At 69.0% G+C, this 24,298-nt stretch carries 18 protein-coding genes; 7 read left to right on the forward strand and 11 right to left on the reverse strand.

Annotated elements, in window-relative coordinates:
• Nucleotides 1–13: 13 nt before the first annotated feature.
• The gene (locus OHA88_RS24505; protein WP_030930605.1) at nucleotides 14–451 is read left to right on the forward strand and encodes an SsgA family sporulation/cell division regulator; all 438 of its coding nucleotides are present in this window, start codon (nucleotides 14–16) and stop codon (nucleotides 449–451) included.
• Nucleotides 452–544: 93 nt separating this feature from the next.
• Here the strand turns inward: OHA88_RS24505 and OHA88_RS24510 are convergent, their stop codons facing one another.
• A complete protein-coding gene (locus OHA88_RS24510) occupies nucleotides 545–1,882 on the reverse strand; it encodes a YibE/F family protein (protein ID WP_328627078.1) in 1,338 nt (445 codons plus the stop codon).
• Nucleotides 1,883–2,079: 197 nt separating this feature from the next.
• Between OHA88_RS24510 and thiC the strand changes: the two genes are divergently transcribed.
• Nucleotides 2,080–3,855: a phosphomethylpyrimidine synthase ThiC gene (gene thiC, locus OHA88_RS24515; protein WP_328627079.1), complete on the forward strand. Its 1,776-nt coding sequence runs from the start codon at nucleotides 2,080–2,082 to the stop codon at nucleotides 3,853–3,855.
• A gap of 159 nt (nucleotides 3,856–4,014) precedes the next feature.
• Here the strand turns inward: thiC and OHA88_RS24520 are convergent, their stop codons facing one another.
• From OHA88_RS24520 to OHA88_RS24530, 3 genes are all read right to left on the reverse strand, one after another.
• Entirely contained in the window at nucleotides 4,015–4,839 is an 825-nt protein-coding gene (locus tag OHA88_RS24520) for a hypothetical protein (protein WP_326604740.1), read from the reverse strand.
• Nucleotides 4,840–5,021: 182 nt separating this feature from the next.
• The gene (locus tag OHA88_RS24525; RefSeq protein ID WP_323181207.1) at nucleotides 5,022–6,077 is read right to left on the reverse strand and encodes a metallophosphoesterase; all 1,056 of its coding nucleotides are present in this window, start codon (nucleotides 6,075–6,077) and stop codon (nucleotides 5,022–5,024) included.
• A 173-nt stretch (nucleotides 6,078–6,250) separates the two neighbouring features.
• Nucleotides 6,251–7,363, reverse strand: coding sequence for a LacI family DNA-binding transcriptional regulator (locus OHA88_RS24530; protein ID WP_326628943.1), 1,113 nt, complete (start codon nucleotides 7,361–7,363; stop codon nucleotides 6,251–6,253).
• A 368-nt stretch (nucleotides 7,364–7,731) separates the two neighbouring features.
• On the opposite strand from OHA88_RS24530, the gene hisC reads away from it, so the two are divergent.
• The 5 genes from hisC (at nucleotide 7,732) to OHA88_RS24555 (ending at nucleotide 17,098) form a co-directional block, all read left to right on the forward strand.
• Nucleotides 7,732–8,811 carry a histidinol-phosphate transaminase gene (gene hisC / locus OHA88_RS24535; RefSeq protein WP_328627080.1) on the forward strand — a complete coding sequence of 360 codons (1,080 nt, stop codon included), beginning with the start codon at nucleotides 7,732–7,734 and terminating at the stop codon, nucleotides 8,809–8,811.
• Nucleotides 8,812–9,137: 326 nt separating this feature from the next.
• The gene (locus tag OHA88_RS24540; protein WP_328627081.1) at nucleotides 9,138–10,649 is read left to right on the forward strand and encodes a cytochrome ubiquinol oxidase subunit I; all 1,512 of its coding nucleotides are present in this window, start codon (nucleotides 9,138–9,140) and stop codon (nucleotides 10,647–10,649) included.
• Nucleotides 10,650–10,667: 18 nt separating this feature from the next.
• Nucleotides 10,668–11,669: a cytochrome d ubiquinol oxidase subunit II gene (gene cydB / locus OHA88_RS24545; protein ID WP_328627082.1), complete on the forward strand. Its 1,002-nt coding sequence runs from the start codon at nucleotides 10,668–10,670 to the stop codon at nucleotides 11,667–11,669.
• Between the two features lie 90 nt (nucleotides 11,670–11,759).
• Complete coding sequence (gene cydD, locus OHA88_RS24550) at nucleotides 11,760–15,308, forward strand: thiol reductant ABC exporter subunit CydD (RefSeq protein WP_328627083.1); 3,549 nt, start codon at nucleotides 11,760–11,762, stop codon at nucleotides 15,306–15,308.
• An 83-nt stretch (nucleotides 15,309–15,391) separates the two neighbouring features.
• Entirely contained in the window at nucleotides 15,392–17,098 is a 1,707-nt protein-coding gene (locus OHA88_RS24555; protein ID WP_328627084.1) for a sensor histidine kinase, read from the forward strand.
• Nucleotides 17,099–17,144: 46 nt separating this feature from the next.
• On the opposite strand, the gene OHA88_RS24560 is transcribed toward OHA88_RS24555, so the two are convergent.
• The 7 genes from OHA88_RS24560 to OHA88_RS24590 all read right to left on the reverse strand — a co-directional run bounded on the left by OHA88_RS24560 (nucleotide 17,145) and on the right by OHA88_RS24590 (nucleotide 23,973).
• The gene (locus OHA88_RS24560; protein ID WP_328627085.1) at nucleotides 17,145–18,011 is read right to left on the reverse strand and encodes a Cof-type HAD-IIB family hydrolase; all 867 of its coding nucleotides are present in this window, start codon (nucleotides 18,009–18,011) and stop codon (nucleotides 17,145–17,147) included.
• Between the two features lie 175 nt (nucleotides 18,012–18,186).
• Entirely contained in the window at nucleotides 18,187–19,224 is a 1,038-nt protein-coding gene (locus tag OHA88_RS24565) for an LLM class flavin-dependent oxidoreductase (RefSeq protein ID WP_389723831.1), read from the reverse strand.
• Nucleotides 19,136–19,591, reverse strand: a complete 456-nt coding sequence (locus OHA88_RS24570; protein WP_328627087.1) for a hypothetical protein — start codon at nucleotides 19,589–19,591, stop codon at nucleotides 19,136–19,138. Before OHA88_RS24570 ends, OHA88_RS24565 begins: the two co-directional genes overlap by 89 nt.
• A gap of 91 nt (nucleotides 19,592–19,682) precedes the next feature.
• Nucleotides 19,683–20,225, reverse strand: a complete 543-nt coding sequence (locus OHA88_RS24575; RefSeq protein WP_328627088.1) for an RNA 2'-phosphotransferase — start codon at nucleotides 20,223–20,225, stop codon at nucleotides 19,683–19,685.
• A 147-nt stretch (nucleotides 20,226–20,372) separates the two neighbouring features.
• On the reverse strand, nucleotides 20,373–21,323 hold the full coding sequence (locus tag OHA88_RS24580; protein WP_328627089.1) for a MerR family transcriptional regulator: 951 nt from the start codon (nucleotides 21,321–21,323) through the stop codon (nucleotides 20,373–20,375).
• A 20-nt stretch (nucleotides 21,324–21,343) separates the two neighbouring features.
• Nucleotides 21,344–23,125 carry an SDR family oxidoreductase gene (locus OHA88_RS24585; RefSeq protein WP_328627090.1) on the reverse strand — a complete coding sequence of 594 codons (1,782 nt, stop codon included), beginning with the start codon at nucleotides 23,123–23,125 and terminating at the stop codon, nucleotides 21,344–21,346.
• On the reverse strand, nucleotides 23,122–23,973 hold the full coding sequence (locus tag OHA88_RS24590; RefSeq protein WP_267004202.1) for a M24 family metallopeptidase: 852 nt from the start codon (nucleotides 23,971–23,973) through the stop codon (nucleotides 23,122–23,124). The genes OHA88_RS24585 and OHA88_RS24590 overlap by 4 nt, the downstream gene beginning before the upstream one ends.
• Between the last annotated feature and the right edge of the window lie 325 nt (nucleotides 23,974–24,298).

A 24,298-nucleotide genomic window follows, 5' to 3' on the forward strand; every position in this document is an offset into this window, starting at 1 on the left:
GCGGGGTTGAACGATGCGCGAGTCGGTTCAAGCTGAGGTCATGATGAGTTTCCTCGTCTCCGAGGAGCTCTCATTCCGTATCCCGGTGGAGCTCCGGTACGAGGTATGCGATCCGTACGCGATCCGGATGACCTTCCATCTGCCCGGTGACGCCCCCGTCACCTGGGCTTTCGGTCGTGAGCTGCTGTTGGACGGCCTCAACAGCCCCAGCGGTGACGGTGATGTGCACATCAGTCCCACGGAGCCCGAGGGGCTGTCGGACGTACACATCCGGCTTCAGGTCGGCGCGGATCGCGCTCTCTTCAGGGCCGGCACCGCGCCACTCGTTGCGTTTCTCGACCGGACGGACAAACTCGTCCCCCTCGGCCAGGAGTGCACGCTGAGTGACTTCGAGGGCAACCTCGAGGAGGCGCTTGGCCGGATCCTGGCCAAGGAACAGAACGCCGGCTGAAAAGGTTTGCGCCGACGGTCGGCGCACCGGTCGAACGCGGTACTGCCGAACGGGTGATATCTGCACCGCGCCGACCCGCCACTGCCTTGAGCGTCAATGCCTCGCCCTGCGACGCCGGCCCCTTCCGTTCCGTGCGGGTGCCGAAGCTCCGGCTTCCGCGCCGAGCCCTGTGCGGTCCGCGGAGACGACCAGCGCCGCCAGCACCGTCGTCACCGGCACCGAGGCGACCAGCCCGATCGACCCGACCAGCGTTCGTACGATCTCCTCCGCCACGAGTTCGCTGTTGGCCACCGTGCCCACGCTGCTCTGCGCGATCGAGAACAGCAGCAGAAGGGGAAGCGCGGCGCCGGCGTAGGCGAGCACCAGCGTGTTGACCACTGAGGCGATGTGGTCGCGACCGATCCTGATACCTGCCCGGTACAGCTTCCGCGCACCCATCGTCGGGTCGGCCTGGTGCAGCTCCCAGACCGCCGATGTCTGGGTGACCGTCACATCGTCCAGCACGCCGAGCGAGCCGATGATGACACCGGCCAGCAGCAGGCCGCTCATGTCGATGTGGGGGTACAGACCGTGGATGAGGCCGGTGCTGTCGTCGGTGTTGCCGGTCAGGCTCGCCCAGTCGATGAAGAGTGAACCGAGCAGCCCGATCAGCAGCAGCGAGATCAGCGTGCCGATGACCGCGACCGAGGTGCGGGCGGTCAGCCCGTGACACATGTAGAGCGCGATCAGCATGATCGCGCTGGCCCCGACGACCGCGACCAGCAGCGGGTTCGAACCCTGCAGGATCGCGGGGAGGATGAACAGGGTCAGCACGGCGAACGACACGGCGAGCGCGATCAGCGCCATCACCCCGCGCAGCCTGCCCACCACGACCACTGCGAGAGCGAAGATCCCGGCCAGCAGAGCCATCGGGACTTTCCGGTCCACATCCGTCACGGAGTACTGAAGGTCATGGGGCGCGTCGGGCGCGTACGCGACGATCACGTCCTGTCCCTCGTGCAACTGCCGTGGCGCGTCGGGCTGAACGATCTCGACGAAGGTCCTTCCCTTGTCGTGGCCGGTCGTCACCTCGATCGTGGCCTTCTCGCACAGCCCCGGCTCCTGGCCGGGAGTGGCGTTCCCCGTCGGCGTCGTGGTGTTGCCGGTGGCCGGGGTCTGCGCGGCGTTCACGTCCTTGCAGTCGACCTTGTCGACGTTCACCACCGTGGCCTGCTGGGTCTGCCGGTCGAAGCCGACGCCGGTGCGCTCGTGCGCGGGTGCACCACCCGGCCAGAGCACCACCATGCCGACGACGACGGCGGTGGCGAACGGGATCAGGACGGCCGCGATGACCTTGCGCAGATGTTTCGAGACCGGCGCGGCAGGCCCGTGGCTGTGCGAGTGACCGTGCTGATGGTCCTGCGGTCCGGAGTCATTTTGAGGGGACGTCACCGGGGGATCATCGCAAGAAGAGAAGGGGTCCACTGTTCAGTACGCCTCGAAGGGCGCTAGCTTGGTGGCACCTTTGTACACGCGGGAGCTCGGAGCACCGGGCTGAGAGGGCGCTGATATCCGTACATCCGTACGGGACAGGCTGCGCCGACCGCCGAACCTGTTACCGGGTAATGCCGGCGTAGGGAGTAGGTCTCATGACCACATCGGACGCACGCACGCCTGCCTCGAACCAGAGCGACGAGGCCGGAAAGTCCATCGGCTGGCACAAGGGATACGTCCAGGGCTCGCGCCCGGACCTCCGGGTGCCGGTCCGGCAGGTGCACCTCACCAACGGCGACGCCGTGACGCTGTACGACACGTCCGGGCCGTACACCGATCCCGCCACCGACACCGACGTCCGCCGCGGCCTCGCGCCGCTGCGGGAGAACTGGATCGTCGCCCGCGGCGACACCGAGGAGTACGCGGGCCGCCCGGTCCGCCCCGAGGACGACGGGCTCAAGCACACCTCGCCCCGCGGCGGACTGCGCAACCTCGACGCGGTCTTCCCCGGCCGCCCGCGGCAGCCGCGCCGCAGCCGCGACGGGCAGCCGGTGACCCAGCTCGCGTACGCCCGCCGGGGCGAGATCACCCCGGAGATGGAGTACGTGGCGATCCGGGAGAACGTCGAACCCGAGGTCGTGCGTGAGGAGATCGCCGCCGGCCGGGCGGTCCTGCCGGCCAACGTCAACCACCCGGAGATCGAGCCGATGATCATCGGTAAGCGGTTCCTGGTGAAGGTCAACGCCAACATCGGCAACTCCGCGGTCACCTCCTCCATCGAGGAGGAGGTCGAGAAGATGACGTGGGCGACGCGGTGGGGCGCCGACACGGTCATGGATCTCTCCACCGGCCGCAACATCCACACCACCCGCGAGTGGGTTCTGCGCAACTCCCCGGTGCCGATCGGCACCGTTCCGCTCTACCAGGCCCTCGAAAAGGTCGACGGCAGGGCGGAGGAACTGACCTGGGAGATCTACAAGGACACCGTCATCGAACAGGCCGAGCAGGGTGTCGACTACATGACGGTCCATGCCGGCGTGCGCCTCCCGTACGTCCCGCTCACCGCCCGCCGCAAGACCGGCATCGTCTCCCGCGGCGGTTCGATCATGGCGGCCTGGTGCCTGGCGCACCACAAGGAGTCGTTCCTGTATGACAACTTCGAGGAGCTCTGCGAGATCCTCGCGGCGTACGACGTGACGTACTCGCTGGGCGACGGGCTGCGTCCCGGCTCGATCGCCGACGCCAACGACGAGGCGCAGTTCGCCGAACTGCGCACGCTCGGCGAACTCAACACGATCGCCAAGCGGTTCGGCGTCCAGACGATGATCGAGGGCCCGGGCCATGTCCCGATGCACAAGATCAAGGAGAACATCGACCTCCAGCAGGAGATCTGCGAGGAGGCGCCGTTCTACACGCTCGGCCCGCTGACCACCGATGTGGCCCCGGCGTACGACCACATCACCTCGGGCATCGGCGCCGCGATGATCGCCTGGTGGGGGACGGCGATGCTCTGCTACGTCACGCCCAAGGAGCACCTGGGCCTGCCCAACCGGGACGACGTGAAGACGGGCGTCATCACCTACAAGATCGCGGCCCATGCGGCCGACCTCGCCAAGGGGCACCCGGGTGCTCAGGACTGGGACGACGCGCTGTCGGACGCGCGCTTCGAGTTCCGGTGGGAGGACCAGTTCAACCTGGCTCTCGACCCGGACACGGCGCGGGAGTTCCACGACGAGACGCTGCCGGCGGAACCGGCGAAGACGGCTCACTTCTGCTCGATGTGCGGCCCGAAGTTCTGCTCGATGAAGATCTCCCAGGACATCCGTCGTGAGCACGGCGGTTCGCAGTCGGAGATCGAGGCGGGCATGGCGGAGAAGTCCAAGGAGTTCGCGGCGGCCGGCAACCGCGTCTATCTGCCGATCGCGGACTGAGTCATCGGGTGGAGCACTGCGCCGGGGCGCTGCGGGAACCGTCCCGGCTCAGTGCACCTCTGCGGGGCCGAAGACCAGAAGGAAGAGCAGGGCCACGGGGACAACGAGACCCGCTCCGATCGCCGGCACGAGGACGACGAACAAGGGATTCGGCCCCGGTCAGTCCAGCTCGTGTTCCGGGCCGCCGAAGTCCGGGCTGGTGAAGTCGGGGCTGGTGAACGACGGGCGGGGACCCGCCGCCGGGCCCTCCTCCGGGCCCGAGAAGTCCGGCCTGGAGTAGCCGATCTTCGGGATGCGGTTGGCCGAACGGTGCGGTGTACGAGATGCAGGGCCGGCCGTGGGATCGGCGAGCGCATCCCGCAGGAACGGCAGGATGCCCCGCTCCAGCAGCGCATGGCGCCAGGCCTCCCTGGCGCGCGCCACATCCTCCGGCAGCTCGTCCTCGGTGTCCTCGGCCGGCAGCGACGTCGAGCCGTTGCGCAGCGCCGTGGTGAGCAGTCCGATGGCGGCGGCCAGTATCGCTGCCGCCATGACCGCCGCGAAGAACCAGCCGGCGGTGACCATGGTGTCGGCGAACGACGGGGGCCGATTGAGCATCTTCAGGATGTAGCCGACCAGCAGGAAGATCAGCGCGGCGGTGCCCGCGAGCATCGGCGCCAGGACGGTGACGACCGCCCCTATGCCGGCGCCCGGCCGGTCCGGATCGTCCGCTTCGGACCCGAGGCCCGAACCCTGGGCCGAGTCGGCGGCCGGTCCGCGCAGCTCCTCGCGGACCTTCACGTAGTGGTCGTACTCGGTGGCTGCCGCCGCGGTGATCAGGGCCGTGGCGTTCAGCGCCATGGTGCGCAGCTGTTCGGTGTTGAGTCGTTCGCCGACTCCGGCCAGATCCGGTCGCTCGTGCGCGTGACGTAGCGCATCGCCGAGGATCCGCTCGTACTCGGGTCGGTCCTCGGCCAGCAGGTGCGGAGCGCTGTTCATGTGCATCCCCCGATGCTCCGTTGGGCCTGAGTACCCGCTTGGACCGGGCAGTTGGGCGGAAACGGAGGAGAGCCTGCTACTGATAGGCCGATGGTAGAGCGCCCACGGCACGGGGTGACAGGGGGTTTCCGTAAATAGGCCCAGTGGTCGGCGTGGTCAGGTCGTGGATGCGTCTTCCCCGAAGACCGTCAGTCATGCAACGGAAGCCGGACGACCAGCAGCTTTCCGGCCATGGTCACACCGCCGTCCATGGCGATGGCGAGCCCGTCCGCGTACAGGTGAGGGCCGTCCACCACGGGGCCGGCGCTGTCCTCGCCGTCCTCCGAGCCGACCTCGCCGAGCAGATACGGAATGGGGCTGTGACCATGGACGATGCGCTGTCCGCCGTACGCCGCCATCAGCTCCTGGACCGCCTGCGAGCCCCCCTCGTCGCGGAAGGCGAACCGCTTGGTGAGCTTGCGGAACAGGTCCCAGCACTCGTCGGCGTCGTTACGCGTGAGAATGGCGTGCACGGTCTCGTTGACGTCTTCGATGGTGGAGCCGTAGTCGAGGTACGCCGTCGTGTCGGAGTGCATCAGAAGGTGCCCGTCCTCCTCGACGACCGCGTCGAGACGGGACATCCACTGGAGGTGGACGTCCTGGAGCCGCTCCATGTCGGTCTTCTGGCCGCCGTTGAGCAGCCAGGCGGCCTGGAAGGTGGCGGTGCCCGCACCGGAGTTGACCGGCGTGTCGGCGAACCGCTTGGCGCCGATGAGCAGCAGTTCGTGGTTGCCCATCAGGGCCTTGCAGTAGCCGCCCGCGGCCGCGGCCTCGGCGGACAGACGCATGACCAGGTCGATGACACCGATGCCGTCCGGACCGCGGTCGGTGAAGTCGCCGAGGAACCAGAGCCGGGCGTTGCCAGCGGCCCAGGCACCTTCGGCGTCGATGAGGCCCTGTTCCATGAGGGCGTCGCGAAGCTCGTCCAGATAGCCGTGGACGTCGCCGACCACGTACAGCGGTCCGAGCCCCTGGTCCGTGGCGGGCCGCGGATCCGGGACGGTCTGCACCTGGACGGTGTCACCGCGGTTGATCACGGGAAGATCGCGCGCGGTGGGTGTGTATCCCTCCGGCTCGTCGCCCGGTACGGCATTGCCGGGGTGCGGCGCCGCGGGCGGCGCCGGAGTCTGCGCATAGGGCGGCACACGGAAGTCACGCAACGTCGCCGTCCGCTCCACGGGTTCCTGACCGGCCCCCTGTGTCATCGACCCCTCCACCACCGTCGCGCCGCCGTACACCTGACGGGCCCTGCTGGTCGGGGTGGTCCGCGGTGTCGTGCGCCCATCATAGGAATGCGGATCGTGCAGTGTGATGCACCAGGGGTGGTGAATCCGGGCGCACGACAGGTTCACCGGGCGATTGGTCCCAATTGGCCTGATCAATCCCTGGACGGGGACCGAGGTGGGCTGACCGTGGTGCGGGGCGGACGGCGTTGCGAGGACGTCCGGACGATGAGTTCGGTCGGTATGACCCGCTCCACCGGACCGTCCTGGTCGACGCCTTCGATCGCGTCGATGAGGAGCTGGACGACCGCGGTGCCGATCTGGCGCGGTTTGAGTGAGAGCGTGGTGATGGGGGGCTCGGTCGTCGCGTACACGGTGGACTCGCTGCAGCAGACGAGCAGCAGATCCTCGGGGACGCGCAATCCGTACCGGCGGGCGGCCGCCAGCAGGTCGGTGCCGTTGGGGTCGAAGAGCCCGTACACGGCGTCGGGCCGGTCCGGGCGGGCGAGGAGCCGGTCGGCTGCGACCGCTCCCGCGCACGGGTCGTGGGCGGGATAGGACTCGTACACCGGATCCTGGCCCACACGCTCGCACCAGTGGAGGTATGCGGTGGTGGAGAGCCGGGTGTACGTGTCGGTGGTGGTGCCGGTGAGCAGGCCGATCCGGCGGGCCCCGGCGGCGGCGAGGTGGTCGAGGAGGTCGAGCACGGCGGCCCGGTGGTCGTTGTCCACCCACGCGGTGACCGGCAGGGTGCCGGCGGGGCGGCCGTCCGAGACGACGGGCAGCCCCTGGCGGACGAGTTCGGTGACGACCGGGTCCTGGTCGGAGGGGTCGATGACGACGGTGCCGTCGAGGGCGACGTTCGACCAGACGTCGTGGCGTGAGGTGGCGGGAAGGATGACAAGGGCGTAGCCACGGGCGAGCGCGGCGGACGTGGCCGCTCTGGCCATCTCGGCGAAGTAGGCGAATTCGGTGAAGGTGAAAGGTTCATCCCCGTACGTCGTCACGGTCAGGCCGATGAGGCCGGACTTGCCGGTACGGAGGGTTCGGGCCGCGGCGGACGGGCGGTAGCCCAGGCGCTCGGCGACCTCGCGGACATGGCGGCGGGTGGCGTCCGGGAGCCGTCCCTTGCCGTTGAGCGCGTCGGAGACGGTCGTGATGGAGACCCCGGCGGCGGCGGCCACATCCCGGATTCCCGCTCGTCCCTGCCGGCCGCCGCGCCGGGGTGTCTCCGTCCGGCTCACCTGGTGCTTCCCTGCTGCTGTCATGGCGAGCCGATAGTAGGGCTCGGGCAGGCGGTTGGGCCGGTCGCATATTCACGCATTGACAGGCACGTTTCTGCATGATCATTTGATGCCAAATGCCTTGCAAAGCAAGGATGTTGATGGAGTCGACGGCAGTGTGTGATGCGTCGATGAGGATGGGCCTACCAAATGGCCGATGTTTCGAAGAGGTCTCAACTCACCTCTTCGGGGGATGCGCGCTACGGAGTGAGCCACCGGCGCACGCCGGGATGAGGGACGCTCCCCCCATTCCCGGCCCACCGGACGATTCCTTCGCTCGCCCATTCGCACCGGCGCGCAATCCTCATAAGGTGAGCAGTATTGATGTGTACGACGGTCGAGGAGGACCTGCGGTGAGCGAGACGAGCCCCAAGCTGCGTGCCGAACTGGACGGTGTCCCCGCCTATGTGCCGGGCAGGCCGGCGGCGGCCGACGGGCCGCTCGCGTTCAAGCTGTCCTCCAACGAGAACCCGTATCCGCCGCTGCCCGGCGTGATGGAGTCGGCCCTGGCCGCGGCCGCGAACTTCAACCGCTACCCGGACATGGCCTGCACCGGTCTGATGAACGAGCTGGCCGACCGGTTCGGCGTGCCCGTCTCGCACCTCGCCACCGGAACCGGCTCCGTCGGGGTGGCGCAGCAGCTGCTCCAGGCCACGTCGGGCCCGGGCGACGAGGTCATCTACGCCTGGCGCTCCTTCGAGGCGTACCCGATCATCACCCAGGTCAGCGGCGCGACCTCGGTGAAGGTGCCGCTGACCGACGGCGAGGTGCACGACCTCGACGCGATGGCGGACGCGATCACGGACCGTACCCGGATGATCTTCGTCTGCAACCCGAACAACCCGACCGGGACGGTGGTGCGCAGGGCCGAGCTGGAGCGGTTCCTGGACCGGGTGCCGGGCGATGTGCTCGTGGTGCTGGACGAGGCGTACAAGGAGTTCATCCGCGATGTCGAGGTGCCGGACGGCATCGAGATCTACCGGGACCGGCCCAATGTGGCGGTGCTGCGGACGTTCTCCAAGGCCTACGGTCTGGCCGGTCTGCGGGTCGGATTCGCAGTGGCCCACGAGCCGGTGGCGGCCGCACTGCGCAAGACGGCGGTGCCGTTCGGGGTCAGTCAGCTGGCACAGGATGCGGCGGTCGCCTCGCTGCGTGCCGAGGACGAACTGCTCGGCCGGGTCGGATCCCTGGTCTGCGAGCGCATCCGGGTGCACAAGGCTCTGGTGAGCCAGGGCTGGACCGTTCCGGAGTCGCAGGCCAACTTCGTCTGGCTGCGGCTCGGCGACCGCACGCTGGACTTCGCCGGGGCGTGCGAGCGGGCCGGAGTCGTGGTCAGGCCGTTCGCGGGCGAGGGCGTGCGGGTGTCGATCGGCGAGGACGAAGCGAACGACGTGTTCCTGAGGGTGGCGGACGCGTACCGCAAGGAGCTGTAACCGAAGTCCCGCTTGCGCGTACGGCGCGAGCCTCGTGCGTGCAGCGGTGGGTGTACATGCCGCGGCCGGGCTCGCGCTTGCCGCGACCAGTCGTGGCGCGGCGTGTACGCGTGCACCGGAAGGCCCCGTACCTCTCGTTCGTCGAGGTGCGGGGCCTTCGCGTGGGAGCGTCCCGATAGGGGGACCCCCCTCGAACACCCCGAAAGTCCGTGCGCCATAATGCTTGTGAATGTGAACGCGTTCACAAGCGCGTCCTGTTCCTCCCGTGATCGGTCGGTTTGCAGTGCACACTTCCGCTCACTACGGCGACGTAAGGAGAAGACGACGTGGAGCTAGCTCTGGCGCCCGAGACCTTGGCGCGATGGCAGTTCGGAATCACCACCGTCTACCACTTCCTCTTCGTTCCCCTGACGATCTCTCTCGCCGCGCTCACCGCCGGCCTGCAGACCGCCTGGGTGCGGACCGAGAATGAGAAGTACCTCAGGGCCACCAAGTTCTGGGGCAAGCTCTTCCTGATCAACATCGCCATGGGTGTCGTCACCGGCATCGTGCAGGAGTTCCAGTTCGGCATGAACTGGTCCGACTACTCGCGCTTCGTCGGCGACGTCTTCGGCGCCCCGCTGGCCTTCGAGGCGCTGATCGCCTTCTTCTTCGAGTCCACCTTCATCGGGCTGTGGATCTTCGGCTGGGACAAGCTGCCGAAGAAGATCCACCTCGCCTGCATCTGGATGGTCTCCATCGGGACGATCCTCTCCGCGTACTTCATCCTCGCGGCGAACTCCTGGATGCAGCACCCGGTCGGCTACCGGATCAACAAGGAACGAGGCCGGGCCGAGCTCACCGACTTCTGGCATGTGCTCACCCAGAACACCGCGCTCACCCAGTTCTTCCACACCATCACGGCGGCCTTCCTGGTCGGCGGCGCGTTCATGGTCGGCATCGCCGCCTTCCACCTGGCGCGCAAGCAGCACATCCCGGTGATGCGCACCTCGCTGCGGCTCGGACTGATCACCGTCGTGATCGCCGGACTCCTCACCGCCGTCAGCGGCGACCTGCTCGGCAAGGTCATGTTCAAGCAGCAGCCGATGAAGATGGCCGCCGCCGAGGCTCTCTGGGAGGGGCAGAACTCGGCACCCTTCTCGATCTTCGCGGTCGGCGATGTGGCCAAGGGGCACAACACCGTGGAGATCTCCGTCCCGGGGATACTGTCGTTCCTCGCGGACGACAACTTCCACTCGTACATCCCCGGCATCAACGACATCAACAAGGCCGAGCAGGAGAGGTTCGGACCCGGCGACTACCGGCCCAACATCCCGGTCGCCTTCTGGAGCTTCCGCTGGATGATCGGCTTCGGCATGGCGTCCTTCGGTCTCGGACTGCTCGGACTGTGGCTGACACGGAAGAAGTTCATGCTGCGACCGGGGCTGCGGACCGGTGAGGACGAGGTGCCGCATCTGGTCCTCTTCAAGAGCAAGGCACTCAGCCCGAAACTCACCAAGCTCTACTGGATCGTCGCCCTCTGGACGCTGCTCTTCCCGCTGATCGCCAACTCCTGGGGCTGGATCTTCACCGAGACGGGCCGCCAGCCCTGGGTCGTCTTCGGGGTTCTGCAGACCCGAGACGCCGTCTCCCCCGGCGTCTCGCAGGGCGAGGTGCTCACCTCGATGATCCTCTTCACCCTGCTCTACGCGGCGCTCGCTGTGATCGAGGTCAAACTGCTCACGAAGTACATCAAGGCCGGGCCGCCAGAACTCACGGAGTCCGACCTCAACCCGCCCACCAAGATCGGCGGCGACGACCATGACGACGCCGACCGGCCGATGGCCTTCTCCTACTGAGAGCAGAGGAGCGGAGAGATGGAACTCCACGACGTCTGGTTCGTCCTCATCGCCGTCCTCTGGACCGGCTACTTCTTCCTGGAGGGATTCGACTTCGGGATCGGTGTCCTCACCAAGCTGCTGGCCCGTGACCGCCAGGAACGGCGGGTCCTGATCAATACGATCGGGCCCGTCTGGGACGGCAATGAGGTATGGCTGCTCACCGCGGGCGGCGCTACCTTCGCCGCCTTCCCGGAGTGGTACGCCACGCTGTTCTCCGGCTTCTACCTGCCGCTGCTGATCATCCTGCTCTGCCTGATCGTGCGCGGTGTCGCCTTCGAGTACCGGGCGAAGCGGCCCGAGGAGAAGTGGCAGACCAACTGGGAACACGCGATCTTCTGGACTTCGCTGATCCCGGCCCTGCTCTGGGGCGTGGCCTTCGGGAACATCGTGCGCGGCGTGAAGATCGATGCCGACATGGAGTACGTGGGCAACTTCGCGGACCTGCTCAACCCGTACGCGATCCTCGGCGGTCTGGTCACGCTCTTCCTGTTCACCTTCCACGGTGCGGTGTTCGCCGCACTCAAGACGGTCGGGGACATCCGGGAACGGGCGCGGGGCATGGCGCTCAAGCTGGGTCTGGTCACCGCGGTGCTCGCGCTCGGTTTCCTGATCTGGACCCAGGTCGACAACGGCGACGGCGAGAGCCTTGTCGCGATGATCATCGCTGTGCTGGCGCTGGTCGGAGCGATCGGTGCCATAGCGGTGGGACGTGAGGGCTGGTCGTTCGCGCTCTCCGGAGTGACCATCACCGCTGCGGTCGCGATGCTCTTCCTGACGCTCTTCCCGAACGTCATGCCGTCCTCGCTGAACGACGCCTGGAACCTCACGGTCACCAACGCCTCGTCCAGTCCGTACACGCTGAAGATCATGACCTGGTGCGCTGGGATCGCCACCCCCGTGGTGATGCTGTACCAGGGATGGACGTACTGGGTGTTCCGCAAGCGGATCGGCACGCAGCACATCGCCGAAGCGCACTGACGCACCCGGGCCTCTCTTTCGGGCGGGCGAAGGGCCCCGTCCCTTCGCCCGCCCCGGTCCACCGAACGAGCTCTCTGGGGGCTGTTTCACGTGAAACCGATCGACCCGCGTCTGCTCCGTTACGCCCGCGCCACCCGGCTCTTCCTGGCGGCCGTGGTGGCACTCGGAGTGGTCGGGGCTGCGCTGGTCATCACCCAGGCCATGCTCATCGCCGACGTGGTGGTGGGCGGGTTCGAGGACGGGCTCACCGTTCCCGGGCTGCGCACCCCGCTGATCCTGCTCGTGGCGGTCGCGCTCGGCCGCGGGCTGGTCTCCTGGCTGACCGAGCTGGCCGCGTACCGGGCCAGTGCGGCGGTCAAGTCCGAGCTCCGCGGCCGGCTGCTCGACCGGGCGGCGGCGCTCGGGCCGGACTGGCTGAGCGGCCAGCGCACCGGTTCACTGGTGGCGCTCGCCACCCGTGGTGTCGACGCGCTGGACGACTACTTCGCGCGCTATCTGCCGCAGCTCGGACTCGCGGTGGTCGTTCCGGTGGCAGTCCTCGCCAGGATCGTCACCGAGGACTGGGTATCGGCAGCGATCATCGTGGTCACGCTGCCGCTCATCCCGCTCTTCATGATTCTGATCGGCTGGGCCACCCAGTCCCGGATGGACCGCCAGTGGCAGCTGCTCTCGCGGCTCTCCGGACACTTTCTCGACGTGGTCGCCGGACTGCCGACGCTGAAGGTCTTCGGCCGCGCCAAGGCCCAGGCCGAGTCCATCCGCACCATCACCTCGCAGTACCGCAGGGCCACCCTGCGGACCCTGCGGATCGCCTTTCTGTCGTCCTTCGCCCTGGAGCTCCTCGCCACCCTTTCGGTGGCACTGGTCGCCGTCACCATCGGCATGCGGCTCGTGCACGGTGAACTCGACCTCTACACCGGCCTGGTGGTGCTGATCCTCGCGCCCGAGGCCTATCTGCCGATCCGGCAGGTCGGGGCGCAGTACCACGCGGCAGCCGAGGGGCTTGCGGCCGCGGAGGAGATCTTCGCGATTCTGGAGACCGAGCCGCAGGCGGGCGGTACGGCGGACGTCCCGCCGTCGCTGCGGCTGGAGCTGGAGGGGGTGACCGTCCGGCACGAGGGCCGTGCCGAACCTTCGCTGGACGGGGCCTCGCTGGTGGTGGACGAGGGGGAGACCGTCGCCCTGGTCGGCCCGAGTGGTGTCGGGAAGTCCACGCTGCTCAATGTGGTGCTGGGGTTCGCGGCGCCCGACGAGGGACGGATACGGGTCGGCGGCGTCGATCTGGCGACGCTCGCGCCCGAGCGCTGGCGGGAACGGATCGCCTGGGTGCCGCAGCGCCCACAGCTCTTCGCGGGCACGATCGCGGAGAACGTACGGCTGGCCCGGCCGGACGCGGACGACAGCGCGGTGACGGCGGCGCTGCGGGACGCGGGGGCGTACGACTTCGTGGCGGAACTGCCCGACGGCGCGCAGACGCTCCTCGGCGAGGACGGCGCGGGACTCTCCGCCGGTCAGCGGCAGCGGCTCGCCCTTGCGCGGGCGTTCCTCGCCGACCGGCCGCTCCTGCTGCTCGACGAGCCGACCGCGAGCCTGGACGGCGAGACGGAGGCGGGGATCGTCGAGGCGGTACGGAGGCTGGCGGCGGGGCGGACCGTGCTGCTGGTCGTGCACCGTCCGGCGCTGCTCTCGATCGCCGACCGGGTGGTGGAGCTGGAACCCGGTGCGGCACCGGAACGGCAGTGGGCAACGGCGCCGGACGAGGGGGCGGCCGTGGTGCCCCGTCAGGCGCGCACGGACGGCTCCGGGAACCGGGACACGTACGGAGCCGGGCAGGAGTCCGAGGTGCTGCGGGAGACCGCAGCCCGGTCCGGGCAGGTACTCGCCCGGGTCCGGGAGGCCGCAGGGGCACAGCGCGGACAACTGGCGCTCGCACTGCTGCTGAGCAGCCTCGCTCTGGCGTCGGCCGTCGGACTCATGGCCGTCTCCGGCTGGCTGATCTCCCGCGCCTCCGAACAGCCCCCGGTGCTCTATCTGATGGTCGCCGTGACAGCGACCCGCGCCTTCGGGCTCGGGCGCGCCGTCTTCCGCTACGCCGAGCGTCTCGTCTCGCACGACGCTGTGCTGAAGATGCTCGCCGAGCTGCGCGTCGCCGTGTACCGCGGACTGGAACGCATCGCGCCGGCCGGACTGGGCCGGACGCGGCGAGGGGATCTGCTGTCCCGGCTCGTCGCCGATGTGGACGCGCTGCAGGACTACTGGCTGCGGTGGCTGCTGCCTGCCGGAACCGCGGTCGTGGTGGGAGCTGCGGCAGCCGGGTTCACCGGCTGGCTGCTGCCCCAGGCGGGTGTCGTGCTCGCTCTCGGACTGCTGCTGGCCGGGGTCGGGGTGCCGCTCGTGAGTGGCGCCTGTGCCCGTCGCGCGGAACGCCAACTGGCGCCCGCGCGGGCCGATCTGGCCACCCGGATCACCGATCTGCTCGGCGGGACCGCCGAACTGACCGTCGCGGGCGCGCTGCCCGCGCGCAAGGAGAGGACGCGGGAGGCCGACACCGTCCTGACCCGGATCGCATCACGCGCGGCGACGGCCACCGCACTCGGCGGCGGCCTCTCCGCCCTTATCTGCGGCCTCACCGTCGTCGCCGCCGCACTCGTCGCTCTCCCGGCTGTTCACGACGGACGGCTGGAGGGTGTGGAACTCGCGGTGGTGGTGCTCACCCCGCTTGCCGCCTTCGAGGCCGTCACCGGGCTGCCACTCGCCGTGCAGTACCGGCAGCGGGTCAAGCGGAGCGCGGAGCGGGTGTACGAGGTGCTGGACGCCCCGGTGCCGGTGCACGAGCCCCTGACCCCGGCCGAAGCCCCCGCGACACCTTTCCCGCTGGAGGTACGGGGGGTGGCGGCCCGCCATGCGGGAGCGTCGCGGGACGCCCTGGACTCCGTCGACCTGACGCTGACCGCAGGCCGGCGCATTGCGGTCGTCGGCCCCTCGGGCTCCGGGAAGACCACCCTCGCGCAGGTCCTGCTCCGCTTCCTGGACGCGCGGGCGGGGACGTACCGGATCGGTGGTGTGGAGGCCTCGGCGCTGGACGGGGACACCGTCCGGCGGTTCGTCGGGCTCTGTGCCCAGGACGCGCATGTCTTCGACAGCTCCATCCGGGAGAACCTGCGGCTGGCCCGTACCGTCGCAACGGACGACGAGCTGCGGGCCGCCCTCGCCCGGGCACGGCTGCTCGACTGGGCAGAAGCGCTGCCCGACGGGCTCGACACCCTCGTCGGCGAGCACGGGGCGCGTCTCTCCGGCGGCCAGCGCCAGCGGCTCGCGCTGGCCCGGGCGCTCCTCGCCGACTTTCCCGTGCTCGTTCTGGACGAGCCCGCAGAGCATCTCGACCTGGCGACGGCGGACGCCCTGACCGCAGATCTGCTGGTCGCGACCGAGGGACGTACGACAGTCCTGATCACCCATCGACTGGCGGGGCTCGAAGCGGTCGACGAGGTATTGGTGATGGACGCAGGCAGGATCGTGCAGCGTGGTCCGTATGCCGCTCTCGCGGCGACGGACGGCCCGCTGCGCCGGATGCTGGAGCGCGAACGGGAGACCGTGCGGGAGGCGGATCGAGTGCCGGACGGTGCCGCGCGGGCGTAGCAGGAGGGCGGCGGCTGCCGGATCGATTCGCAGGACCCACCGGTCCACTTTCCTCCCCATATAGGACTAACTAGGCTCTGGGTATGGCAGAGCAGGACCCGAAGGACTCACTCGAAGCCGCAACGCAGGCGACCCGCGGTCTGCAGGGCCTGTCCACCGAGCTCACCGCCCGCGTCCCGCAACTGCTGGAAGCGATGCGATCCGTCGGCACCGGGCTCGATCTGCACTCCACCCTCGATCGGATCTGCGAGACCGCCGCCGAGCTCACTCACGCCGATTACGCCGCCATCGGCGTCGCCGACGAGGGGGGCAAGGGGCTCTCCGACTTCCTCACACACGGGGTGTCGACAGAGGTGGAAGCCGCCATCGGGCACCGGCCCGACGGGCACCGGGGGCTTCTCGGTGCACTGCTCCACGACCCGGCCCCTGTGAAGCTCGCCGATCTGACGGCCGATCCGAGGTTCGCCGGATTTCCGCCGGGCCATCCCCCGATGCGGACCTTCCTCGGCGTCCCGATCCGGGTGCAGGGCGAGATTTTCGGCAATCTCTATCTGGCCGAGAAGGACGGCGGGGGCGAGTTCACCGACTACGACCTGCACATGGTTCGGGTGCTCGCCACGGAGGCCGGGATCGCCATCGGCAACGCCCGGCTGTACGAGGCGGCACGCCAGCGCGAGCGGTGGATCGACGGATCGGTGGCCGTGACCACCGCGCTGCTCTCCGGCGGGGACGCCGACGATGCCCTCGCCGTCGTCGCCGAGCAGGCTCGCCATCTCGCTGCCTCCGCCGCGGGGATCGTGCTTCTTCCGGCCGAGGGGGGCGGGCTGGAGGTCGTCGCCGTCTCCGCCGACGAGCCGTCCGCCCCGCTCGGGGTGATCATCGGCCCGGAGAGCCCGGTGGTGGCGAAGCTGCTGGCCGGCGAGGCGGTCTTCACGGACGACTCGGCCACCGACTTCCGCATGGTCACCGGTCTTGCCCACCGGTTCGGCCCGAGCATGCTGCTGCCGCTGCACAGCGGCGGACGGGTGCTCGGCGCACTCGCCACCCCGCGGGCCCGGGGCGACCGGCCGTTCACCGAGACCGAACGGACCCTGGCCACACAGTTCGCCTCGCAGGCCGCACTCGCGCTGATGATGGCCGAGGCGCAGCGGGACCGGGAGCGGCTCGCAGTGTATGAGGACCGTGACCGGATCGCCCGTGACCTGCACGATCTCGTCATCCAGCGGCTGTTCGCCACCGGGATGATGCTGGAGAGCGCCCAGCGCCGGTCGGCGGTGCCCGAGGTGCAGACCGGTGTCGGCCGGGCGGTCGACGAACTGGACGTGACCATTCAGGAGATCCGTACCGCGATCTTCGCGCTGCAGCAGGAACCCGCCGAAGCACCGTCCGGGCTGCGCATCCGCGTCCTGCGCGAGATCAACATGGCGGCCGTCCCGCTCGGCTTCAAGCCCGCGCACCGCTTCCTCGGCCCGGTCGACTCACTGGTCGGCGAACTGACCGGCAAGAACCTGATCGCGGCGTTGCGGGAGGCGCTGTCGAACGCCTTCCGGCATGCCGGGGCGTCCCGCATCGACGTGGTGGTCGATGCGACTGTCACGCTGCCCGACGGACGCGACGCGGTACGTCTGTCGGTCGCCGACGACGGGGTGGGCATCCCGGAGGGCGGCCGGCGCAGCGGGCTGCGGAACCTGGCGCGCCGGGCGGAATCGCTGGGTGGGGCGAGCTGGTTCGGGCCGGGAATCGCTGAGGACGGGGGCGGCACGACGGTGGTGTGGGAGGCACCGCTGTGACGGCCGTCTTTCGGCGGTTCGGGCGGGCCTCGGGGTGAACGGCGTCTCAGCCTTCGCTACGGTGCCTCCGGCGCTCGGCCACGAGCTGCTCGATGACGACCGCGACACCGTCCTCGTTGTTGGTGACGGTCCGGCCGGAGGCGGCGGCCAGCGCTGCGGGGTGGGCGTTGCCCATCGCGTACGAGGTGCCCGCCCAGCTCAGCATCTCCACGTCATTCGGCATGTCCCCGAAGGCGACGACCTCGGCGGGCGAGATGCCGCGTTCGGCGCAGCAGAGCGCCAGCGTGCTGGCCTTGGAGACGCCGGGACCGCTGACTTCCAGCAGGGCCGTGGGGCTGGACCGGGTGAAGGACGCTCGGTCACCGGCTGCGGTGTGAGCCACTTCGAGGAATTCGTCCGGTGCCAGTTCCGCGTGGTGCGCGAGGAGCTTCAGCACGGGGGCGCCTGAGCCCCGCACCTCTTCGTGGAGCAGCTTCTCGGCGATGGCGACGGTGGCACCCGGGTCGAGGTGGAACGGCGGGTAGGACGGTTCGTAGTGGATGCCGGTGGTCAGCTCGACGGCGAACGAGGTGCCGGGGGCGGCCACACGCAGGGTGTGGACGACAGCGAGGGCGACGTCGCGATCCAGCGGCCGGACCTGGACCAGCTCGCCGCCCGCGTGCAGATCGGCGACCGCGGCGCCGTTCGCGCAGATCGCCAGACCATGGCCGTGGACATGGTCGCTGACGACATCCATCCAGCGGGCCGGCCGGCCGGTGACGAAGAAGACCTCGATCCCGGCCTCCTCGGCTGCGGCGAGCGCCGCGATTGTGCGGTCCGAGACGGTTTTGTCGTCGCGCAGCAGAGTGCCGTCCAGATCGGTTGCAATCAGCCGGGGAACGGCAGGCAGAGGCGAATCGATAGCTGAGGTCACCCAGCCATTCTCGCGTACGGGAGCGCACGGGTGTGCGGAGGGGCGCGCATTTGAGGATGCGCGCCCCTGAGCTGGGGAACATGCCTAAGGCATATGCCAGAGGATCCGACGAGCCGCTGCCGCGCTGTCGGTGGCGGGTGTGCAGCCAGTGGGCGCGGCGGGCGGCAGGTGCGGGTCAGCCGAGCTGGGACAGGCCCTCCGTGGCGATCCGCTCGAAGACCTTTTCGTCCGCCGCGAAGTCGGAGTCCGCGATCGGCGTGTGGATGACGATCTCCGTGAAGCCCAGCTCGAAGTGGGTGCCCGCGAAGTCCACGAACGCGTCGAAGGACTCCAGCGGGCGGTCCGGGGTGAAGCCGGTGAGCAGGATCTTGTCCAGCTCGGCCACATCCCGGCCGACGGCCTCGCAGGCCGTGCCGAGCTTGGTGATCTGCCCGCGGATGGCCTCCACGGACTGCTCCGGGGTGCCCGTCTCGAACAGCTTGGGGTCCCCGGTGGTGACCCATGCCTGGCCGTACTGTGCGGCGAGCTTCAGCCCGCGCGGCCCGGTGGCGGCCACCGCGAAGGGCAGCCGCGGCCGCTGTACACAGCCGGGGATGTTCCGCGCCTCGTTCGCCACGTAGAGCTCGCCCTCGTGCGTGACCGACGGCTCCCGCAGCAACCGGTCGAGCAGTGGCACGAACTCGGCGAAGTGATCCGCCCGTTCGCGCGGGGTCCACGGCTCTTCGTCGCTCCTGCGCAGCGTCGTGGCGTCGAAACCGTTGCCGCCTGCGCCGATGCCGAGGGTGATACGTCCGTCGGAGACATCGTCCAGCGTGATGAGGTCCTTGGCCAAGGTCACCGGGTGCCGGAAGTTGGGGGACGTGACAAGCGTGCCCAGACGCAGCCGCTCGGTGACGGCGGCCGCGGCGGTCAGGGTCGGAACCGCACCGAACCACGGTCCGTCGCGGAAGGTCCGCCAGGCCAGATGGTCATACGTGTACGCGGCGTGGAACCCCAGCTCCTCGGCGCGCTGCCAGACCTTCCGGCCGTCGCTCCAGCGGTGGATCGGCAGAATTACAGTGCTCAGACGCATACCTACGACCATACGGTGGACGTGCTGCGGACAAAAAAGCCCATGACAGCCCCTAACGACGGACGCTGCGGCTGAGCCAGGGCGACAGAGTTCCGCGCGGCACGAGCTCCTTGTAGGCCTCGTCGCCGGGCAGCGGCACAACCAGCCACCAGCCGGGCGGGAAGACCTTGCCCTTCACATGGGCCATCCCGGTGTGGACCGACCGCAGGAAGGCGGGCACGGAGTCGCGCGGGACGTCGGGGAACTCGATGCCGTCGACAGTGATCTTCGCGTCGTCCTCAGGGAAGACCTGAATGGTGACGGCCGGGGAGCCGCTCAGCTCGACGAAGGCCTCGTGCGGCAGCGAGCCGTCCGGATCGATGACCGAGAAGGCGCCGGCGGAAGTACGCCGGGAGACCTGGTCGGCGCCGATGTCATCGGTGGTCCGCACCTCCAGATCGAATGCGCGGGCGACCTCGCGGATCGCTACGACTACGGCTTCGGTGCTGGCGAAGTGCGGATGGTCCATGCTCACGATCATGCCGCGTGCCACCGGTCGGTGCACTGGGTCGGTGTGGTGGGCGGCGGTGGGATCGGACCCCGGTCGGTTCCGTTCGGGTTCAGCCGGGGAAGCGCAGGAACTCCGGCGGTACCGCCTCCGTGAGCCAGACCCCGTTCGCGCTGACGTAGAAGACGTGACCCGCTCGGTGCATCGCGGCCGCGTCCACGGAGAGGACGACAGGTCGGCCGCGCCGGGCACCGACATGGGTCGCCGTCTCACGGTCGGGCGAGAGGTGGACGTGGCGTCGGTTCATGGGGCGTAGCCCCTCGGCACGGATCGCGTCCAGGGCGTGGCCCACCGTGCCGTGGTAGAGGTACGCGGGCGGCTCGACCGGCGGCAGATCGAGGTCCACCGGGACGGTGTGGCCCTGACTCGCACGGATGCGGTCGCCTTCGATGGCGTAGCGCTGTTTGTCGTTGACCGCGACGACGTGATCGAGCTCGGCCCGGGTGATGGGGAAGTTGTGCCGGGCCGTGGCGCGGAGCAGCTCGTCGATCGGCACCCAGCCGTTCGCATCGAGAGCGATGCCGATCCGCTCGGGGTGATGCCGCAGGTGTTTCGAAAGGTACTTGGACACCTTGACGGTGCGTCTTTCGTCCATCCCGCAAGAGTGCCCGTGACGATCTCGTCGGCGCATCCGGATTTGCTCAGGATTCACACCGGCGATTTTCGTCCACAGGTTTGATCCACAGTCAACTTGAGTTATCCACAGGGGATTTGGCGATTCTGTGGACAAGTGACTGTGAAATCAATCCATTTGGTCAACTTGGCTGATTTTGAAGTGTGATGTGGCAAGTGCATCCAATGTCCGTGCCTGGACTTCGCGTTCGGTGGCCGCCATGACGAAGGCCGCGACGTTCTGTGGCCCAACGAGCTGTTCGACAGCCCGGATTGTGTCCGGTTCCAGCAGTACGGGACGGGATTCGCCCGCAGCCGGGGCCGGACCGAGCGGTGTGTCCGCACCGAGGTGATGCTGGAGGTGACGGGTCGCGAACGTCCGCATGGCGCGCGCCAGTTCCGCATCGACTGTCTGCTGGGCGAGCGGGCGGAGTCGCCGCACGAGCTCGGCGGCCTCGGCCGCATCCGCGTCCGTCGGCGGACGATGACCGAGGTAGCGCGCGAACACATGCTCCGTGGTGAACTCCAGGAACCGGCAAGCGATGTGTTCGACCTGGCCGCGAAGTTCCCTAAGATGACCGGAGATTGCGGTCAGCGGTACGCCGGCTCCATGCAACTCGACTGCTACCGAAAGCTCTTGTGGACTCGGCACCAGAAATTCGTCGGGCCGTCCCGGGATCGGCTCGAGCACACCGAGCTCGACCGCCTCGGCGACCGCCTGGTCGTCCTGCACACCTCCGAACTTCCCGTGCAGCTCGTCCCGGGTGATCCGGTCGGCCTGTTCGTCCGTCCAGGGCCCGTGCACCTCGGCGACGAGCCCGAGCACCCCGCCGAGACCGCGGCCCGCGTCCCACGCCTCCAGCAGTTCCTTGATGCTGGCCAGCGTGTAACCGCGGTCCAGCAGGTCGGCGATCTGCCGGAGCCGGGCGAGATGCGTGTCCCCGTACACATTGGCCCGGCCGCGTCGCTCCGGTGTCGGCAGCAGTCCCCGGTCCTGGTAGGCCCGGATCGTGCGGACCGTGGCGCCGCTTGCATGCGCCAGGTCCTCGATCCGGTACTCGGCGGCAGACCGGCTCGTCACCGCCGATGTTCCCTTCCCGGTCACAGCGGCGGCTTCAGCCGGGCGATCCCGCGCAGCGCGCCGGGGCCGAACCTGGACAGGAACCGGGCGGCGCGGGCCTCCGGTGTCACCGGCACCACGGCCCGGTTGTGCACCACGGCCTCGACGATCGCGTCGGCGACCTTCTCCGGAGGGTAGTTGCGCAGCCCGTACAGCCGGCTGGTCCGCTTCTGCAGCCGTTTCTCCTCGGCGGCGTCGGCCCCGGCGAAGCGTGTCGTCGCAGTGATGTTGGTGTTCACGATGCCGGGGCAGATCGCGCTGACCCCGATCGAGCGCTCGGCCAGTTCGGCCCGCAGGCACTCGCTGAGCATCAGCACGGCCGCCTTGGAGGTGCTGTACGCGGGCAGCGCCCGGGACGGCTGATACGCGGCGGCGGATGCGGTGTTGACGATGTGGCCGCCCTGGCCACGCTCGGCCATCTGCTTGCCGAAGAGCCGGCAGCCGTGGATGACTCCCCACAGATTGACGTCGAGGACGTTCTTCCATTCCTCGCTCGTGGTCTCCAGGAAGGAGCCCGACAGTCCGATCCCGGCGTTGTTGACCAGGACGTCGACGATGCCGTACTCGGCGGCGACCTTCTCGGCGAGCTTCTCCATCGCCTGTTCGTCGCTGACGTCGACCGCCTCGCCCCAGGCCGCGGGGGAGCCGATCAGACGGGCCATCTCGGCCGTTCTGGCCGCCCCTTCCGCGTCCCGGTCCACGGCCACCACCCGGGCGCCGGCCTCGGCGAAGGCGAACGCGGTGGCCCGTCCGATACCGCCGGCCGCGCCCGTCACCAGCACCAGCTGCCCGCCGAACCGGTCCGCGTGCGCCCCGGTCGGTGCGGGGTCGGGGAGCGGCCGCCCGTCCACCTGGGCCGACTCGATGCCGGCCACGAACTCGCTGATCCAGGAAGCCAGCTGGTCCGGCCGGGTGCGTGGTACCCAGTGCTTGGCCGGCAGGGTGCGCCGCACCAATTGCGGTGCCCACAGCTCCAGTTGGTCGTAGAGACGCTCCGAAAGGAAGATGTCACCGGTCGGTGTGATCAGCTGGACCGGCACATGTGCGAAAGCGTCTTCACGCGGCCTGCGCAGCCGGGCACGGACGTTGTCGCGGTAGAGCCAGGCGCCGTGCGCCGCGTCGTTCGGCAGGGACGGTGTCGGGTAGTCGCCCGCGGGCACGCTCTCCAGCCGCTGCAGTATCCGGGGCCACCGCTTGCCGAGCGGACCGCGCCAGGCAAGCTCCGGCAGCACCGGAGTGTGCAGCATGTACACGTACCAGGACTTGGCGCCCTGGCCGAGCAGCTGGCCGACCCGGCGCGGGGTGGGCCGGGACATCCGCTGCTTGATCCAGTGCCCGAAGTGGTCCAGGGAGGGACCCGACATCGAAGTGAAGGAAGCGATCCGGCCCTCGGTGCGCTTGACCGTCGCGAACTCCCACGACTGGACCGAACCCCAGTCGTGCCCGACCAGATGCACCGCCCGGTCCGGGCTCACCGCATCGGCCACGGCCAGGAAGTCGTCGGTCAGCTTCTCCAGCGTGAACCCGCCGCGCAGCGGCGTCGGAGCCGTCGACCGGCCGTGTCCGCGTACGTCGTACAGCACGACATGCCACTGCTCGGCCAGCTGTTCCGCGACCTCCGTCCAGACTTCCTTGCTGTCCGGGTATCCGTGCACGAGCACGACCGTGGGACGCGTCTCGTCGCCCAGTTCGGCAACGCACAACTCGATCCCGCCGGTGCTTACCCGGCGTTCGCGGATCCCCGGCACATCCTGAAGACTCACGCCGCCACCCTCTCCTCGGCCCAGCGCCGCACATGCGGCAGATCGTCGTCCAGCCAGAAGGCGCTCTGTTCGGGGTCCTTGGAGTCGGTGACGACCAGGATTTCTTCGAACTTGGCGCCTGTGCCACGGAATCCGAGATGGGGCTCGACCGCCCACAGCCCCGGCTGCGGCGGATGGTCGGAGAAGCTGTACGGACTCCACAGCGGCGACCAGCCGTCCCGGTGCCCGTGCAGTGCATCGCTGACCAGCCCCTTGAGCGACTGCGTACCGAACCCGAAGACACGCGGGGACCAACGGCGTTCGGCGACGCGGTCGATCTTGTGAGCGATGACTCCGAAGGGGTACGCGCGATGTCTGTTGGCGTACCCCTGCCTGATCATCAGGCGCTCGACGTCCTCATAGATCTCGCGCAACGAACGCCGCTCGCGCACCTCGCGCAGAATCAGCGCGCGGTGGGCCTCCAGATCGGCGAGGAGCTTGTCGTGCAGCGGGTTGAGCCCGAGACAGCCGGAATATCCGATGTCCGCCGTGAACCCCTTGTACACCGGAGCCATGTCGAGGATGAACGGCATCCCCGGCTCCAGCTTCCGGTTGGTCGGGAAGAACTGCAGCGGCACCTTGAAACCGGCGAACGCCGTACGGTCCCCGAACCAGGCGAACGGGAGATGGAACCAGTCCCGCACCCCGCGCTCGCGCAGCCACTCCCGCTGCATCCGGGCCGCCTCGCGCTCCGTCACGCCCGGTTCGAGCCGGGCGGCGACCGCCTCCGCGCATGCGTACGCGAGGCGCTGCACCTCTCTGAACCCCTGGAGTTCCGGGGCCGTTGCGTCCTTCACCGGTGATGCCATGCCACCGTCCGTCCCATGCCGTGTGCGGTACGTGCTCGTAACGTGACATTGATGAATGTGACAATGCTCGGCGGCTACGTCAAGGGGCGTGCGCAGACCTGTGGACAACTCCATGAGCACCCCGCACCGGCCCGCCTCCGGCCCCACCCCTTGCTTTCGTCCTTCTGCCCTCCGTCGTCCTCCTTGCTTTCGTCGCGCTCCGCCGTCCTCCTTCGTGGGGTCCCCCTACGGGTCCGTACGACTGGAGTCTGATGCGGATCCAGCCGCCTGGTCTGACGACCGGTGTGGCCCGCGCCACTACCTTCGAGTACGTGACTGTGATCGC

Source organism: Streptomyces sp. NBC_00353 (assembly GCF_036108815.1).
Classification (GTDB): domain Bacteria; phylum Actinomycetota; class Actinomycetes; order Streptomycetales; family Streptomycetaceae; genus Streptomyces.

Bases quoted from the DNA above. Each gene is read 5' to 3' on its own strand.
- OHA88_RS24570 (WP_328627087.1), bottom strand. From the start codon at position 19,591: ATGGACCATCCGCACTTCGCCAGCACCGAAGCCGTAGTCGTAGCGATC.
- OHA88_RS24525 (WP_323181207.1), bottom strand. From the start codon at position 6,077: ATGACACAGGGGGCCGGTCAGGAACCCGTGGAGCGGACGGCGACGTTG.
- cydB (WP_328627082.1), top strand. From the start codon at position 10,668: ATGGAACTCCACGACGTCTGGTTCGTCCTCATCGCCGTCCTCTGGACC.
- OHA88_RS24520 (WP_326604740.1), bottom strand. From the start codon at position 4,839: ATGCACATGAACAGCGCTCCGCACCTGCTGGCCGAGGACCGACCCGAG.
- OHA88_RS24555 (WP_328627084.1), top strand. From the start codon at position 15,392: ATGGCAGAGCAGGACCCGAAGGACTCACTCGAAGCCGCAACGCAGGCG.
- thiC (WP_328627079.1), top strand. From the start codon at position 2,080: ATGACCACATCGGACGCACGCACGCCTGCCTCGAACCAGAGCGACGAG.
- OHA88_RS24575 (WP_328627088.1), bottom strand. From the start codon at position 20,225: ATGGACGAAAGACGCACCGTCAAGGTGTCCAAGTACCTTTCGAAACAC.
- OHA88_RS24590 (WP_267004202.1), bottom strand. From the start codon at position 23,973: ATGGCATCACCGGTGAAGGACGCAACGGCCCCGGAACTCCAGGGGTTC.
- OHA88_RS24505 (WP_030930605.1), top strand. From the start codon at position 14: ATGCGCGAGTCGGTTCAAGCTGAGGTCATGATGAGTTTCCTCGTCTCC.
- OHA88_RS24530 (WP_326628943.1), bottom strand. From the start codon at position 7,363: ATGACAGCAGCAGGGAAGCACCAGGTGAGCCGGACGGAGACACCCCGG.